At 38.9% G+C, this 17,206-nt stretch carries 11 protein-coding genes and 1 tRNA gene; 4 read left to right on the top strand and 8 right to left on the bottom strand.

The window, feature by feature from the left end; all coding sequences use genetic code 11:
- Positions 1–142 precede the first annotated feature (142 nt).
- Positions 143–1,141 (top strand): tRNA dihydrouridine synthase DusB, encoded by a 999-nt coding sequence (dusB, locus tag Q2T41_RS09435; RefSeq protein WP_089261195.1) that lies wholly within the window; start codon positions 143–145, stop codon positions 1,139–1,141.
- Here the strand turns inward: dusB and Q2T41_RS09430 are convergent.
- On the bottom strand, positions 1,138–2,343 hold the full coding sequence (locus Q2T41_RS09430; RefSeq protein WP_304435871.1) for an ABC transporter permease: 1,206 nt from the start codon (positions 2,341–2,343) through the stop codon (positions 1,138–1,140). The genes dusB and Q2T41_RS09430 overlap by 4 nt on opposite strands.
- 4 nt (positions 2,344–2,347) lie before the next feature.
- Positions 2,348–2,740 (bottom strand): 30S ribosome-binding factor RbfA, encoded by a 393-nt coding sequence (gene rbfA, locus Q2T41_RS09425; protein WP_089261193.1) that lies wholly within the window; start codon positions 2,738–2,740, stop codon positions 2,348–2,350.
- 65 nt (positions 2,741–2,805) lie between these two features.
- On the opposite strand from rbfA, the gene mce reads away from it, so the two are divergent.
- Together mce and Q2T41_RS09415 are read left to right on the top strand one after the other, a co-directional pair.
- Positions 2,806–3,210, top strand: coding sequence for a methylmalonyl-CoA epimerase (gene mce, locus Q2T41_RS09420; protein WP_304435870.1), 405 nt, complete (start codon positions 2,806–2,808; stop codon positions 3,208–3,210).
- Between the two features lie 58 nt (positions 3,211–3,268).
- Positions 3,269–3,342: transfer RNA gene (locus Q2T41_RS09415), tRNA-Ile, on the top strand.
- A 113-nt stretch (positions 3,343–3,455) separates the two neighbouring features.
- Here Q2T41_RS09415 and Q2T41_RS09410 read toward each other — a convergent pair.
- From Q2T41_RS09410 to Q2T41_RS09385, 6 genes are all read right to left on the bottom strand, one after another.
- A complete protein-coding gene (locus Q2T41_RS09410) occupies positions 3,456–4,466 on the bottom strand; it encodes a DUF3500 domain-containing protein (RefSeq protein ID WP_304435869.1) in 1,011 nt (336 codons plus the stop codon).
- Positions 4,467–4,488: 22 nt separating this feature from the next.
- The gene (locus Q2T41_RS09405; protein ID WP_304435868.1) at positions 4,489–5,760 is read right to left on the bottom strand and encodes a PQQ-dependent sugar dehydrogenase; all 1,272 of its coding nucleotides are present in this window, start codon (positions 5,758–5,760) and stop codon (positions 4,489–4,491) included.
- Positions 5,761–5,884: 124 nt separating this feature from the next.
- Entirely contained in the window at positions 5,885–6,898 is a 1,014-nt protein-coding gene (locus Q2T41_RS09400; protein WP_304435867.1) for a 3-keto-disaccharide hydrolase, read from the bottom strand.
- Between the two features lie 17 nt (positions 6,899–6,915).
- Entirely contained in the window at positions 6,916–8,784 is a 1,869-nt protein-coding gene (locus Q2T41_RS09395) for a helix-turn-helix domain-containing protein (RefSeq protein WP_304435866.1), read from the bottom strand.
- Positions 8,785–9,236: 452 nt separating this feature from the next.
- Positions 9,237–10,775 (bottom strand): RagB/SusD family nutrient uptake outer membrane protein, encoded by a 1,539-nt coding sequence (locus tag Q2T41_RS09390; protein WP_304435865.1) that lies wholly within the window; start codon positions 10,773–10,775, stop codon positions 9,237–9,239.
- Positions 10,776–10,800: 25 nt separating this feature from the next.
- Complete coding sequence (locus Q2T41_RS09385) at positions 10,801–13,947, bottom strand: SusC/RagA family TonB-linked outer membrane protein (protein WP_304435864.1); 3,147 nt, start codon at positions 13,945–13,947, stop codon at positions 10,801–10,803.
- 621 nt (positions 13,948–14,568) lie between these two features.
- On the opposite strand from Q2T41_RS09385, the gene Q2T41_RS09380 reads away from it, so the two are divergent.
- Entirely contained in the window at positions 14,569–17,184 is a 2,616-nt protein-coding gene (locus Q2T41_RS09380; protein ID WP_304435863.1) for a M14 family metallopeptidase, read from the top strand.
- Positions 17,185–17,206: the final 22 nt, after the last annotated feature.

Genomic DNA, 17,206 nt, shown 5'->3' with positions numbered 1-17,206 from the left:
AGTACTAATTTACACGCTTTCTTTTAAATTGAGCGTGCATGCTGCTCAAGTAGGGTTCTGGCAATTAGGGTAGTGGTCAAATCCTTTCTAAGGTGCATCTCGTAATTTTATATAACTTTGCATCCTTAAAATATAAGGTACCGTGCCAAAGATTGGAGACATACAATTACCAGAGTTCCCGTTGCTTTTAGCTCCTATGGAAGATGTAAGCGACCCCCCGTTTCGTGCCCTTTGCAAGGAGCAGGGAGCAGATGTCGTATATACGGAGTTCATATCGTCAGAAGGGTTGATACGTGATGCGGCAAAGAGCGTTATGAAGCTTGATATTTATGAAAAGGAACGTCCGGTAGGTATTCAAATTTTTGGTGCCAATCTGGAGAGTATGCTACAGTCCGTAGAAATTGTTGAAAAATCCAACCCGGACATTATAGACATTAATTTTGGTTGTCCTGTAAAAAAAGTAGTAAGTAGGGGCGCAGGTGCAGGTATTCTAAAGGATATTGATTTAATGGTATCCTTGACCAAGGCCATGGTAGAGCACAGCAATTTACCCATTACTGTGAAGACACGTTTGGGCTGGGACGATGATTCTATAAAAATCGTTGAGGTTGCAGAACGATTACAAGATGTAGGTTGTGCGGCAATTTCAATACATGGTAGAACCCGTGCGCAGATGTATAAGGGCAATGCGGATTGGAACCCCATTAGAGAGGTGAAGAACAACCCAAGAATGCATATTCCCGTTTTTGGCAATGGTGATGTGGATTCTCCGGAAGCGGCAATGAAAATGCGTGATGAATTTGGTCTGGACGGCGCTATGATCGGTCGCGCTAGTATTGGATATCCTTGGATATTTAGGGAAATTAAGCACTTTTTTGAAACGGGCACACATTTGGCCCCGCCAACCATGGAAGAACGTGTAGATGCCGCGCGCCGTCATTTACAGATGTCCATTGATTGGAAAGGAGAGACATTGGGTGTGTTCGAGACCAGAAGGCATTATACCAATTATTTCAAAGGAATTCCCAATTTTAAGGAGTATCGTATGAAAATGGTCACTAGTGACGATTCTGCTTCGGTATTTGAGGCCTTTGATGAGGTATTGGAAAAATTTGGAGACCACGAATTTACCCTTTCCTAGCTTTCAATTAGTTTTTTGTTGATGCGACTACTCGCCACCTTGGATGCAATGATGCCCAATACCACTATTGTAGTCAGTACAATGACGATATTGATAAACTCAAATTTAACCGGGTAGGCAAGAGAAGGTGTAATCATAAGCCAGCTAAAGGTTAGTTGGGACCATATTAGGAGCACTCCGATTAAAACTCCGATCAAACCTCCAAAACCGGTTACCAATATTCCCTGGACAAAATAAATGTGTCGCAATTCCTTTATCGTTGTTCCTAGACTGTATAATGTTTTAGAATTCTGTTGTTTGTCCAAGATCATCATGATAATGGCACCCACTACATTGAACAGGGCAATGATCAGTACAAGGGTGAAAATAAGGTAGGTGGCAACATTTTCGGTATTCAGCATTTTATACAGCGTACTATTAAGTTCCTGCCTATCCTTCAACACCACATTAGGGCCTAAAACGGCACGTAACGCAGGGCGCACGGTATTGGGGTCAATACCCTCGTCCATTTTAAAATTTACCCCAGATACCTGTAGCGAATCTTTCTCCAATAAGGCCTGTGTAAGGCGTAAATCGGCAAAAACATATTTATTGTCCAGATCTGCCTCCACCGCATATATCCCACCAATTACCATTGGCAGTTGGTTATAGAGCGATGAAATGCGTTGTTGAGAAATAGAGCCCTTACCCGGTTTAAAGGCATAAACCTGTAATGGGCTTCTAAACTGGTTTATGGTTACCCCCAGGATATTGGCGATACCCAACCCAGATACCACTTGGGTGTCGTTAATTGTCCAGTCACCAATGTACAAGGTACTATCTACGCCCGTTACTTTGGTATAATTACTGTCTATTCCTTTTATGTACGCAATATGGTTCTTCCCTTTATGTTCCAAGGAAACTTTTTCCTCCAGTTCTTTGGAATAGTGTGCCAGGCCATCTATTGCCAGCAATTTTTGTTCCTGTTCCGGGGTCAATGAAAATGTCTTTCCCGTTATTGGTAAGGCTTTTAGTTGTGGATCAAAGGATTCGGTAAACGAAAGGCTAAAAGTTTTTAATCCGGCAAATGCGGACAGTACAATGAACAGTGCGGCAGAACCGATAACGATTACCAAAAAAGTAATAAAATTAATAATGTTGACCGCGTTCTGTGAACTTTTGGAACGCACATATCGTTTGGCGATATATAAGGGAAAATTCAAACGATCAGGACTTTTTTCGCTTGGGCAATAAATCCCTGTTTTCAATAGGGTTTTCCTCGCGTTTCAACGATTTTTCAATATTTTCTATATAGTCCAAAGAATCATCAAGGTAGAACAATAGTTCTGGAACCCTGCGTAATTGATTTCGGGTACGCTGTGATAGTTCGTGCTTAATTAAAGGCTGGTTAGATTTTATGCCTTCCATAAGTTCACCGGCCTTATCATTGGGAAAAATGCTCAGGTAAATTTTTGCGATGGACAAATCTGTCGTAACGGAAACCTTGGAAACCGAAATAAGCGTATTTCGTAGTCCCCCATCTATGGCGGCCTTCTGTAGAATATCGACAATATCCTTTTGAATGACCCCAGCTATTTTACGTTGTCTTTGCGTCTCCATACTGCAAAAGTACATAGAAAAATGTATCTTAAGCCCTATAGAATGCACTCTGAAGCAATTTAGACATGAAAAAGATAGAACATTTGGGAATTGCAGTGCACAACTTGCAGGATTCCAATGCACTTTTTGAGAAATTATTGGGCGTTGGACCCTATAAACAGGAAGAAGTTGCCAGTGAAGGGGTAATGACCTCTTTCTTTCAAAACGGACCTAATAAGATCGAGCTTTTGGCAGCAACGGATCCTACCGGACCAATTGCCAAATTTTTGGAAAAGAAGGGCGAGGGTATACATCATGTTGCTTTTGAGGTAGATGATATTAAAGCGGAGATGGAACGATTAAAGTACGAAGGATTTACATTGTTGAACGAGAAGCCCAAAAAAGGTGCGGATAATAAATGGGTAGCCTTTGTTCATCCCAAGAGTGCCAATGGGGTGCTGGTAGAGTTGTGCCAAGAAATTAAAGAGTAACGCTTATTTTGTTTGTGACAGTTAAAAATAAGTAGTAATATTGCATCCGCATTTCGCGGGTCCTATAGCTCAGCTGGTTAGAGCACCTGACTCATAATCAGGGGGTCCCTGGTTCGAGCCCAGGTGGGACCACTTCCTTCGAGGACAGCCCTTCAAGCAATTGAAGGGTTTTTTTGTTTTACATCCAGGCTTTTATATACCATCAACCCTATAAATTTAAGGGGTTTTTAAAATGTAGTAGAGGTTTAATGCGTATGGCTCTTATAATGTTCCTTTAGGATATCCCTACCAAAATCACCATCAAAATCGCGCCACACGGTATGTATGTGGTTGGCATTGTTTTGACTATTATCAAACTCGATCATAAAGGTATTTCCCTGAATACGGTAATAATGGGCCTTACCAAGTTCGGTGCCACCGGCCCATGCAAACCGTAGGCTTTCAAGCTCCTCTTTGCGGATACTGCCCATACGTTGCATGGCCTGATCTGCAGGTATGGTAGAGGCATATTCGTAAATAATATCCATCAATAATTTTTTCTGTTTCTCTGTCATGTCTTGGACCAACATACCTTCTAAATCCGGTTTTTTGGCCACAGGGGCGTTAAAGCTAATAATATCATTATAGGTCCTGTCGCTGACAATAGCTACCTTTTGTTGTTCATCGGTAAGCATATGTATCAGTTGCAGGCCCATATCCTCTTCATTGATCAATGGACTAAAACCTTTGCGATCACCTTCCATAATCCTACCAGGGTTTGAACCAAAAAACCTTGGGGTATAGGAAACGGTATCACCAACGGTAGTGAATTGTAGCGCTACATGGTGGCCTTCAAAACTCCACATCCAAACATCTTCTTGGGCCGGATCTCCATAAATGGCAATATAGTACTGCTCGGGGTCCCTATAAACAGGGTCACCGGAACTTGCGGCCAATACATGCTCCAACGCAATAATTTCCGTTGTCTGTTGATAGCCGGTATCGCTAAGCGAAGATTGTAAAAGCTGATGCACCAAATCCTTCTGTGCCTTATTCAGTTCCTTTAGGGGGATGCCCTGGCGTTTATAGGAACTCCACGGTAAAAAATGCCAATCATCCCGATCTTCGGCCTTGAAATGATATACGGTTTGTTCTTTTTGAGAATGGGTCAAGGTGGATATAAACGTACTGGCGATGGATGCATCTTGGCCAACCACCAAACTGGGGACCATTGCCAATACGATCCATACTAGCGTTTTGTTCATAAATTGATTCATGATTTCGTTTTTTAGTTGATACTTAATAAGTGATTTTAAATATGCTACCGCCAAAATCGTCACAGACATAAAGGGCGCCATCTGGTCCTTGAGCCAGTCCACAAGGCCTATGTAGCAAGGTTCCTCCCTCAGGATTTTTTAGGTCATATCCTGCAAAATTATCCAAGAATATTTCCCATTTTCCACTGGGTTTACCGTCTTTAAAAGGCACAAAAGCCACCAAAAAACCAATTTTAAGCTCTGGAGATTGGTTGTGGAAGGCTATAAAGGCGCCGTTTCTGTATTTTTCCGGGAACATATTCCCAGTATAGAACAGCAAATCATTGGGGCCTAGGTGAGCTGGAAAGGCCATTAAGGGTTCAATTGCGTCAATTTCTCCCTCTTTATCACCGTCCCCGCCATATTCCGGTGCCAGTACGCGTTTGTTTTTTATTGGGTCAAAGTAGGTGGAAGGCCATCCGGCATTATCCCCTTCCTTTATTTCGTACAAAGTTTCCGCCGGAAGTTCCCCATCTTGTTTTTGGGTATAGAGCTCTGGGTAAAAATTATGTAATCCGCCTCGCCCATGATCGGTTGCAAATAATGAGTTTGTTTTAAAATTCCATGTTATACCGACCGCATTTTTAATTCCAGTTACGTAGCGCGATCCATCTGCAAAGGACTGATTCAGTTCATCAGCCTTAAACTTCCAGATTCCGCCAGCAGAATCTAAAATGGCACACGGCATCATTCCTCCACTCGCATCGTTATCTCTACAGGCATCGTTCCAAGAGCCAATAGTTACGTATAGGTTGTCATTATTGTCAATAGCAAAGGGCTTGGCATTGTCTGCACCCATATCTATTAATCCGTCTACTATTTTCTCAGGGTTTTCTGGATCAGTAACTTCTTGATTATCGTTTAATCGATAGCGAAATACCGCAGAATTTGAAGAAGCATAGAGGTAATTATCTTTTACAAGAATACCGGTGCCAGGCACATCTGCAAAGTACTGTTGTTCATCTATGGTACCGTCTTTATCCGTATCCTTCAATAAAACAATTGCTTTATCATCTTTTAAAACGGACCTATTGGCATAGATGTCTCCGTTTTTAGAAACAGTTAAATGCCGTACAGCACCTAAATCTTTTCCAATTTCATGCACTGAAAATCCGTCAGGGGCTTTTAAGTTGGTTTCGTTGCTAACGGTTTTTACAGATGGTTTTGTTTCACTTTTACATGCTAGAAAAAGTAATGTGAGGGCTAAGGTGGTTCCAAATAAAAACTGGTTCCTGTGTACGCGTATTAGTTTCATTGGTTGGTTTTAGAAAATTCGGTTGTATTAAAATTACTGATTGAAAGGCACTTATCTGTTAAATGCTCATAACAGGTATACGATGTTAGTTTTTTGAACGACTAAAAGTATACTGAAATTGGGATTATAGTACGGGAGTCAACACAATATTTCTATAAGTAACATTGCCATGGTCGCCCTGTAAATAAATTGGGCCTGGCGAAAAAACATCAGAACTGATCGCACCACCGGTTGGACCTTCCGCAGGGGCATTATCAACAATTTTTTTCCCGTTTAAAATAACTGTGATATGGCGGTTTACCAAGGTGATATCCAACGTTTGCCATTCACCTCCGGGCTTTTCTGCATTTTCACTTGGGGTAACGCGGCTATAGACGGCACCCATATTGTGGCTATCAAGCTCCAAACCATAAGAGTCTACCACTTGTATTTCATATAACCCCCTTAGGTATACGCCGCTGTTATTTCCCTTAGGTACATTTACCTCGAGCTTTAGGTTAAAATCACCGAATTCTTGTTCGGTGCGTAGGTTACCATAATATATATGCTCGCCATTTTCAGGTTGTATGGGAACATTCTGCATGGTACCGTTTACTACCTTAAAGCCATTAGGTCTTTTTGGGTCAATAGGTTTCCAACCGGCCATATTCTTTCCATTAAACAACTTTATGGGTTTACCGTATTTTACGGAACTTAAATCGGGGGCAGCACCTGGTGCAGGCATCCGTTTTCCTGTGAAATAATTGACTTGTTCTCCAGATTCTCCCCAAGTTGGACCCGTCATGGTACCTGCAATAGTATCGTTCATTTTGGTAATGCGTAGGGTCCAAGTTTTAATATGCTTACGATCTGTTCCCTTAAGCTTTTGCTCAGAAGTACGGGTCACGATCAAGGTATTTTCATCTACCAAATAGATATCGGCAACAGGGAGTATACTTCCCCCGATCCATAATAATTCTCCGTCTAAAATGCCTTGTTGCTCATGCACTTTAAGCCAGCCAACGCCACCACCTACAATATCAAAGCCCCATGTACCTATAAAACTGTTTTCTATTTCGGTAGATGATTCACAAGATGTGTTGGAAAATAGGGGAAAAGCGAATAAAATGGCAAAAATGGCAAAGGCTAAATTTTTCATGGTTTTAATTTTATTGATTATGAATATTTTGACTGGATAGTTACTTTATCATTATATTTTTCTTCTGCGTTTAACTGCTTTATAAAACTGGAGGGTAAAATTCCTAAATGCTTTTTAAAAGCAGTATGAAAGGTGTTTAAATTATTAAATCCACTACTTACAGCAATATAGCTGAGTTTACTATTGCGAAAGTCTTCGTCTTCTAAGAACCTATTTAGTAAATATGTTATTCTGAGCCCGTTTATATAGTTGTTAAAGTTGGTTTCTTTTTCATGATTTATGACTTGAGATAAATATTTTTGGTTTGTCTGTAAGTCTTCTGCTAAATCATGTAAGCGGCATTTTGGATCAAGAAAAAACAGTTCGTCTTCAAGCCTTTTTAGCTTTGTTAAAATAATATCTTTAACATCTTCATCTAAGTAACATTCTTTTGCCTTGCTATTATTCTTTAAAATTTTGGGGTTGCTATTATTTTGTTGTATTACAAATTTCTTTTGATTGAGTTTTTCAACTGCAAGCTCTTTTGTGCGGTCAAATAAAAATTTATTTTTCTTTTTAATTTTGTAATAAGAGAATGTAGCAATGAGACCAGATATAAAAGTTAAGGCTAATATTAGAATAGTATATTTGTAACGTTCTTCCTGAGACTCAGAGCGGAGTACTAATAATTCTTTTTGTTTTGAGATTTCATTGATTTTTCTTGTTGCCTCTAATATTTTAATTCGCTGTTCTAATTCAATTGAAAATAAAGAATCGCTAACAGTTGTGTAAATATTTGAGAAATAGGATGCTTGAATAGTGTCTTCAGTAGCTTTTAAAAGAGATGAAAGAGATTTGCTAGCACTTTTAATGACATCATATGCGTCAATTTCCTTTGCTGCACGGAACCCTTTTCTGAAATTTGAAATTGCAGTAATTGTGTCTTGCATTTTCATGTCAAGTTCGGCTTTTAGTACGAACACTCTAGGTTTTCTAAATCTGTAATTATTAAAAGAAATTAATTCCAGAGCTTTATTTAGAAAAAGCTCCGCTTTTGAAAATTTATTTTCTTCCATTAAAATATCAGCAATATTCATATAAACTACGCTTTGAATATAACCTCCTGGCCCTGGTGTTTTTTTTTCCATTCGCAAATAGAAATCATAAATTTCTGAGGCCTTTAAACTGCCGTTTATTTTATGGGTCATTCTAGCAATTTCATCAATTTTTGGAAATAGATACTGTATTTTTTCGAGTTCTAGAACATAATCAAGACTCAGTAAGCAATTCTTAAGTGACTTTTCGTAATTGCCCAACCTAAGATATACATGTGAAATGGCGGAATAGGCCTTCATTAAAACATATGCATTATTAGAATTTTCTCCAATCTCTAATAGTTTAAGGGCATTTTCTAACGCCATATCATAATTACCTCGTTCTGTAAAAACATATGATTTTAATGATTCATAATCTGCTAGAATTTCTATAAAATTTTTTAATTGATTCTGCGATTCTATTTTAGATATTAACTTTTCTGTGGTATCAAACTCTCCTTGAATAAAATTGATATATGCTTGGTTAGAAGTTGCTTTTAAAATACCGCTTTCAAAATTGATATTTTTAGAAAGTTCATAAGCTTCATCATTGAATTGTTTTGCTTTTTCTGTTGACTTATAAATGTAATAGGTATATAATTTGAAGCAAGCTGTGATTCTTTTTTCTCCAGATGACGTTAATCTATTATTAATTAAAGTTTGAATACTAAGTTTTTCTTGACCCTTTGAATTTTGTAAATCAATAAGTTCTTCAATTTTATGTAGATATTGATTAATGTTTTCTATATTTTGAGCATACAAAGACACCTGAATAAATGAAAATATAATAATAGGTATTTGTTTTAAGACCATTTGTTCATACCTGATTTTTAAAAAACAACAATACAAGATTCCTACATCTAATTGCCTTTATAAAGATTAATGATCAAAAAATTGTTAAAACCTTGTATAGAGTGGTTTACGCTCTCAAATTATATAATGAAAACAATAATTTACAATCCTAAAGTTGCTTGTTTTAGTCATAAAAAAACATCAAGTTTTAGATAGGGCATAAAAAACTATTAAACTTATCTTAGTTTAATAGTTGCTTTCCTAATAAAACCAATTTTTTAGAACTGATTATATTTTTGATAAACACATACAAACTCTAATTAAATTATTTTCTTCTGATATTGTAATAAATTTCGACGAATAACAGCTGAAATCTCATAGAGGAAAGTTTTCTTTACTTTTTATAAAAAAAGCGGAGCATAGCTCCGCTTTAAACAAATATTGGATTTTATTTATAGGACATGTTCTAAATATTAATACCCTGGGTTTTGAGGTGTTAAATTTGGGTTATTAATCATTTCTTGTTCAGGTAAAGGGAACAGTAAATGTTTTTCCTGTAACGTCTGATTTGAATTTAGGTTTACATGTCCTACGAAATTATCGAAACCACCAGTAATAACATTATATACTTTCCTTAATCGCACCATATCAAACCAAGTTTTCATTTCAAACGAAAGTTCGTGCCAACGCTCCGTCAATATTGCATCTCTAAACGAGTCTTTATTATACGTAGCTAGTGCAGGGGTTGAAAGTTGAGCTCTTGAACGAATATCGTTCAATCCATTCCAAGCTTCTTGACTTGGCCCATTGACTTCATTGCTTGCTTCAGCATAAATTAATAGAACCTCGGCATATCTAAAAATCATTAAGTTTAAATTATCCTTAGCCGTACCGGGGACGCCTTGTGTTCCGTCTGCGGTTCTATTAAAATACTTGAATATATATGGTTTTCCTAAGTCGAACAATTCACCATCACCATTTGTAAAATAACTTGTATAGAACCAACCCTCACGATCCATTTTTCTTAAATCACTGTCTTCATATGAGTTATAAAAACTAATATGTGGAATTGTACTTCCTGTTCCAGAAGGGCCTCTGTAGGTTACAGGTTGAAAATTTGGATACATGTTATCCATTGGATTATCAGCGACTAAATTATTGTACTGTAAGCTAAAAATATGTTCTCCCATATTATTTTGACTTTCATCATGTAATTCACCGTAGGTATCAAATAGACGTATAGGACCTGCATTATCTATAACTTCTTTAGCCTTGGATGCAGCATCTGCGTAACGTGCAGTTTCGTTTAATGGTTGCCCTGCCATCGTCAAATATACCTTAGCTAACAATGTCTTAACGGCAGCTTGTGAAACTCTACCCGTTTCATCTGTCCACGGTAATCCTGCATTTTCTGCCTCAGATAAATCAGTTACAATTAAATTATAAACCTCTGATTGTGGCGATCGTATTGGGAAAAAATCTTCAGAATTGGCATTCTGAGGTAGGGTAATTAAAGGTATATCACCCCACAATCTAACAGCATAAAAATAAGCCCAAGCACGTAGAAACTTTGCTTCACCTAGTATTCTGGCTTTCTGAGCTTCTTCCATTTCAATATCGGGTACGTTGTCCAGTACTAGGTTGGCATTGGCAATTACCTTATAAATGCCTCTATACCAATTTCTAATATGTAACGTATTCGCATCGTATGACAATGCATATAGGTTGTTTAAATCTGAATTTTGTGCAGTCTCCGTAGTCGTTGTACCGGTAGGAGCCATCAAAAATTGCCAATTAGAAGAGAAAATTCCAGCACCATCACCAACAAACCTTGCATCTGCATATACAGCCGCAATTGCAGATTCGGCATGGGTTGCCGTTGTATAAAAACTGTCGGGTTCTAAATTCGACGGGTCTTGTTCGTCTAAAAAATCAGAGCAACCTATACTACTTGTCAGCAATATTGAAAGACCAATAATCTTGTTTATATGTTTTTTTATATTTATTCTCATGATATTTATCTTTTATTTTAACTGATTATATACCCACTTGAAGTCCCAAAACAAAAGTTGTTGCCCTTGGGTATTCATGCCATTTCATACCCTGTGAAAAAACATTGTTACCTGAACCGCCTCTAATAGGCGTTACCTCTGGATCACCTAAAAGTTCATCGTCTACCAAGAGAAAGAAATTTTGTGTAGAAGCATATATCCTTAATTTATTCAAATACAATTTTTCAAGAAGATTTGCATTAAATGAATACCCCAACATTAGGTTTCTACCGCGTAGAAAAGAGCCATCTTTGACCCAATGAGAATCTACATTTGTTACATACCCGGCACGTGTATCTCTCACTTGGGCAATCATTGTATTTTGATTATCTGGCGTCCATGCATTCAATACGGTACGGTAACTGTTGGCTAAACCCTGTCTATCTTCACTTGAGTGTAAGTTCATGTCCATTACATCGTTGCCCCAAGAATATTGAAGGTCTAAGGTTAAGTCTAGCCCTTTATAATTAACAGTGTTGATAAGGCTACCGGAAGCCGTAGGATAACCGTTTCCAATTATGGTTCTATCCTCATCGTTTATAATTTTATCGCCATTAAAATCCTTGTATTTGATATCACCGGGTAAAAGCGTTAAGTTATTACGATAGCTTACATAGCTTGCGGCCTCCTCAGCTTCATCTGTTCCCCAAACACCTAAACGTGTAAGGCCCCAGAAAGCCCCTACCGGTTCACCTACTCTAATGATGTTTGTTTCATTGGTAATACCTGGTCCTCCTACACCAAAAATATCAGAAGGTGTTGCCAATGAAAGTACTTTGTTTCTGTTCATTGAAATATTGAAACTTGTACTCCAGCTAAGGTCTTCTGTAACAATATTCTTAGTGTTGAGAGAAACTTCAAGACCTTTATTCTCCATTGACCCTACATTACGTCGAATTGTGGTGTAACCACTAGATTGGGGAACAGGTGCATCCAGTAACATATCAGTAGTTTTTCTATAGTAGACATCTGTCTCTATACTAATTCTGTTGTTGAAAAGACCAAGTTCTAGGCCTACATCATATTGAGCTGTTTTTTCCCATTTCAAATCGGGGTTTGCCAATCGGTTAATTCCAGTTCCTCCAATAACATTTCCACCCCATATGGTCTGATAGCCAGAACCGAGAAGAGAAAGTGATGAGTATGGAGGTATTTCAGAGTTACCAGTTATCCCGAAACTTGTTCTCAACTTAAGATTGGAAATAGTTTGGTTGTCCTTTAAAAAGTTTTCGTCAGAAACCCTCCATGCCAATGCTGCCGAAGGAAAGAATGAAAACTTATTGTTATCCCCAAATTTTGAAGACCCATCTGCTCTACCGGTTACTGTAAATAAGTACTTGCCATATAAGTTATAATTTAGTCGACCAAAATATGAATTCAAGGCCTCACGTTGTGCATTGGAATCTACTCGCAGGTTATCTGAACCAGCTCGTAAATTATTGTACCCAAAATAATCAGTAGGGAAGTTGTTCGATTCTGCATTTACGTAAAGCGAATTCGATTGCTGCCAAGAGATACCCAATAATCCTGTAAACGAATTATTTTCATTGATTTCTTTAGTATAGGTTAGATAGTTTTCTATTGACCAGAAGGTTTCTTTATTGTTACTTATCGAAGCAAAAGCCTGACTGTTTCCTGCTAAGGTAGCATCGCGAAACTCTGGGTTTTCTTGGGTGATCACATTTGTCCCAATAACCGTTCTCATCTCAAGGTCCTTTGTAAAACTAATATTTGAATAAACATTTCCAGAAGCTGTTTGAGTATTCAAAATATATTCTTGACCATCTAATCGGTGTACAGAATTGTATGTTCCTTCTGCAAAAGGATAGTCCCGGTTATCTGCAAATAAACCCTCTCTAGGATGACCTTCTGGATAACGAACAGGAAGAAAAGGAAAATCTTCAACCATTCTACGTGGAACTTGATCATTGGTATCTGCCAAGTTTTCAGTTTGAAAGTTGTAACTCATAGACCCGCCAATTTTAAGCCATTTTTTAATTTGATTATCAATTGAAAATCTACCTGAATATCTTTTTTGATAGCTGTTTTTAAGAAGTCCCTGCTCGTCGTTAATACCTAGGGATATTGCATAAGTAGTTCTTTCATTACCGCCAGAAAACCCTAATTGATGATTTTGCGATAATTTATGTTGTTGAACTTCTCTTGGCCAATAGGTATTGTATAATGGGTTACCATTACCATCAAACAGGGGAGCAATGTTTGGGTCTTGTCTTTTCAATCGTGGTTCTAGGTTGGCGTAATTACCTGCTGCCCATCCTTCGGGGTCAAACTTTTCACTATTTTGCCAAGCAAGTTGCTCAACCTGTAGGTATTCATTTGCATTTAGAACTTCGGCTAAATTGGGGCCAAATTCTTTTACGTTGTATTCTACGTTATATGAAATTCTGCCCTCACCTGCACGACCTCTTTTGGTCGTTACCAGAATAACACCATTGGCACCTCTTGCTCCATAAATTGCAGTAGATGAAGCATCTTTAAGTACTTCAATAGATACTACGTCGTTTGGGTTTAAAAAATCTATTGCCGAACTATACTGATCTAAATTTCCTTGTGGTAATTGAACACCATCAACAACATAGAGTGGGTTGTTAGAAGAATTTATTGAACTAAAGCCCCTAATTCTAACATTGGTCTTACCACCTGGTCTACCAGATGTAGTATTGACTTGAACCCCGGCAACCCTACCAGCAAGTCCTTGGTTAAGTGATTGCACCGAACGTTCTTGTAGCTCATCTTCACTTACGCTACCTACGGCACCCGTTAAATCGGATTTTCTTTGGCTACCATATCCTATTAATACCACTTCATCCAATTCAGAAGCATTTTCACTTAATACCACATCAATTTGAGATTTTCCATCAACGGGTATTTCTACAGTTGTAAATCCTATATAACTAAATACTAAAATTGCATTTTCATCAACGGCACTCAAGGTATAGTTACCATCAAAGTCGGTTTGTGTGCCATTTGTTGAGCCTTTCACTAAAACATTTGCACCGGGTAATGGTCCTGTTCCATCCGAAACGTTACCGTTTACTGTTTGTGCTCTGGCTAAGCCAAAACAAAGCAATAAACTCAAAAACAAGAGATTTTTAAAAATCATTTTTTTCATACGAAAATTTTTAAGTTAGGTTTGATTGTTGATTTAATTGAAAACCGACAAATTTCTAATTCGAAAAATCGGCCTTCAATTTTTAAAGTTATGTGAACACGTATCGAAATATTTATAGAATTCTCATTTTTGGCTATAAAATTCATGAATTTTATAATTCCCAATATGTTTAAAATGTTATGTTATTATGAGTCGCCTGTTATGAAAAGTATTTTTTGCATAGCCAAATGAAAAAACCAAAAACTATAATTTTTTGGTCTCGATAAATTGTGCTTAACCTTACTTAAGTGAAGGGTGAAAAATGTGTAATCAAAAATATTGAAGGTATAACGGTAACAAACCATAATTTTAGTAATCCACAGTATGTAGAAGTTGGGGATGTGGAGTGTTTTATACAATGATGCTTTTATAAGTACTTTATAATTTGCACCCATCCACAGGAGTACACCTTTTAAGAAAATACTCTTTTTAAGAAAGTAACAATGCGGTAATTTAGCAAAATCAAGACCATATGATTGCGGACTCCGAAATTAACAGTTCCTTTAACATTTTCTTGTCCCTTAAGATGTACTTTCTTCTTCGGGATTCCTTAATTTTCTATTTCAAACAAACCAATTCAAAATGATTTCAAAAACTTCAAGTTACAAGGTTATATTTTTGACTCTTGTAATGGCCATTTCTTGCATACCTACGAGTATGGCCCAAAATGTTCCTGCTCCAAAAGATGTATATGGTTTTAACGTAGGCGATGATTATAAGCTTGCGGATTATTCTCAGATCGAAGATTATTTATCCCAGCTCGATGCGGCATCCAATAGGGTGCAAAAAATAGAGATCGGTACAACCGTTTTGGGCAGAAAAATGTACGTTCTTTTTATATCTAGCGAAGAGAATCTCCAACAGTTGGATAAATGGAAGGATATCAGCACCAAACTGGCACGGGTACAGGTAGATGAACAGGAAGCCTTACGTTTGTCCGAAGAGGGCAAGGCCATTGTCTGGATAGATGGTGGTATGCATTCTACCGAGTTGGCACACGGGCAAATGACCTCGGAACTGGCCTATACCTTGGCCACTTCGGAGTCTACCGAAATGAAAAAAATCAGGGAAAATGTCATTACATTGTTAATGCCGGTCATGAACCCAGACGGGTTGGATATTGTGGTGGACTGGTACAAAAAGAATCTTGGTACCGCCTATGAAACCTCTCGTCCACCCATTTTGTACCACTATTATATGGGTCATGACAACAATAGGGATTGGTTCATGAACACCATGCCGGAAACCTATAATGTAACCAAGATATTGTACAATGAATGGTATCCACAAATTGTATACAACCACCACCAGTCCTCCCCATCGTGGACCAAGATTTCCTTACCACCCTATGCAGATCCCGTAAACCCAAAGATCCACCCGGCCATAACTGCTGCGGTAAGTGAGGTGGGTTCTGCCATGACCAAGCGTTTTTCATTGGAAAACATGCCAGGTGCCATAGCGGATAATTTCTATACCATGTTCTGGAACGGAGGTGGGCGTACCGTGCCTTATTACCATAACATGATCGGTATTTTGACCGAAACCGGACACACCACCCCAACTCCACGGTTTTATGACCCAAAGAAATTGCCCAAGACCGTAGCGGGGGGTACACCTACTGATGGGACGGATATCATGTATCCCGACCCATGGAAAGGTGGGGAATCGCATTTTAGGGATGCGGTAGATTATATGTTGACCGCCACGTGGGCCACATTGGACCTGGCTGCGGACCGCAAGAGCAATTATCTACATAATATTTACAAAATGGGAGCTTCGGCCATTGAAAAAGCAAAGACGGAAGGTCCCTATGCCTATGTCATCGGTAAGGACCAATGGGATGCTTTTGAGTCCGTTAATTTGGTGAACGTATTGTTACGGGGCGGTATAGAGATTGAAAAAGCTACCAAACCTTTTGAAGTGGACGGCACCAAATATGAGGCAGGGTCCTATGTAATCTATGGCGGACAGGCATTTAGACCCTATTTAATGGATCTGTTGGAAAAACAGAATTACCCTACCCGTTTTCAATATCCCGGTGGCCCACCGGATACCCCTTATGATTTGGCAGGGTGGACCTTGCCCTTACAAATGGGTGTGTCTGTAGATAGAATTGTTACGGCCATGGATATTGCTACCGAGAAAGTGGACGGGTTGGTACCATATTATGCACCGGACGGTCCTAAAAGGGCTGATTTTGGATATCTATTGAGCGCCAATTCCAATGCATCGGTCATTGCTACCAACAAAATTTTAAAAGGAGGAGGAACGGCATTTAGGACCAAGGCAGCATTAAAGCTGGGCAAGACCACTCATCCGGCAGGTTCCTATGTTGTTTCTGGAGGTACGGCCTCTGCAGATGAATTGGCAAATACATACGGGTTGGAGTTTACGGCCCTATCCTCAAAACCTAAGGTAGATATGGTCAAGATACACACCCCTAAAGTGGGACTGTATAAATCTTGGGTGTCCAATATGGACGAAGGGTGGACCCGCTTTGTAATGGACGAATATGCCTTTGAGACGGACACCCTACATGACCGGGATATACAAACGGCGGACCTATCCAAGTATGATGTGCTGATATTACCGTCACAACGTGTAAAATCATTGTTACATGGGCATACGACACTCTCCATGCCGGAAAAGTTTACCGGAGGCTTGGGTCTTGAAGGTTCCTTGGCACTGAGCAATTATGTAAAAAATGGCGGTACCCTTATGGCGTTCGATGAGGCCAGTAATTTTGTGATCGAGCAATTTGGACTGCCTTTAAAGGATGCTACGGAAGGCGCCGGCAGTAAGCAATTCTTTATACCGGGATCGCTGATCAAGACAGGTTTTGATACTTCGCACCCCTTGGCATTTGGTATGCAGGATACCGTTGCGGTATCGTTCAATAAAAGCCGTGCCTTTGAGATTATCAAGCAGAGGAAAAAGGGTGAAGGCGGTACCGAAGAAATAGCAGATGCTCCCGCACCGGAAATTGAGGTAATTGCCAATTATGCGGAAAAAGACCTGCTTATGAGCGGTTGGGCCATGGGCGAAAAGAAATATATTGCCAAGAAACCGGCCATGGTAAAGGCAAAATATGGCAAGGGCTCTGTAGTATTATTTGCCTTCAGGCCCCAGTTTAGGGCACAGCCCCGTGGTACGTACAAATTGATCTTTAACACCATTTACGAAGGAGCAGCGGAATAAGTGTTGAAACGAATAATACAAA

The organism is Maribacter confluentis (genome assembly GCF_030505015.1).
GTDB lineage: Bacteria > Bacteroidota > Bacteroidia > Flavobacteriales > Flavobacteriaceae > Maribacter > Maribacter sedimenticola.
Note: the sequence above shows the minus strand (reverse complement) of the source record. Positions and strands in the feature narration are given on the sequence as shown.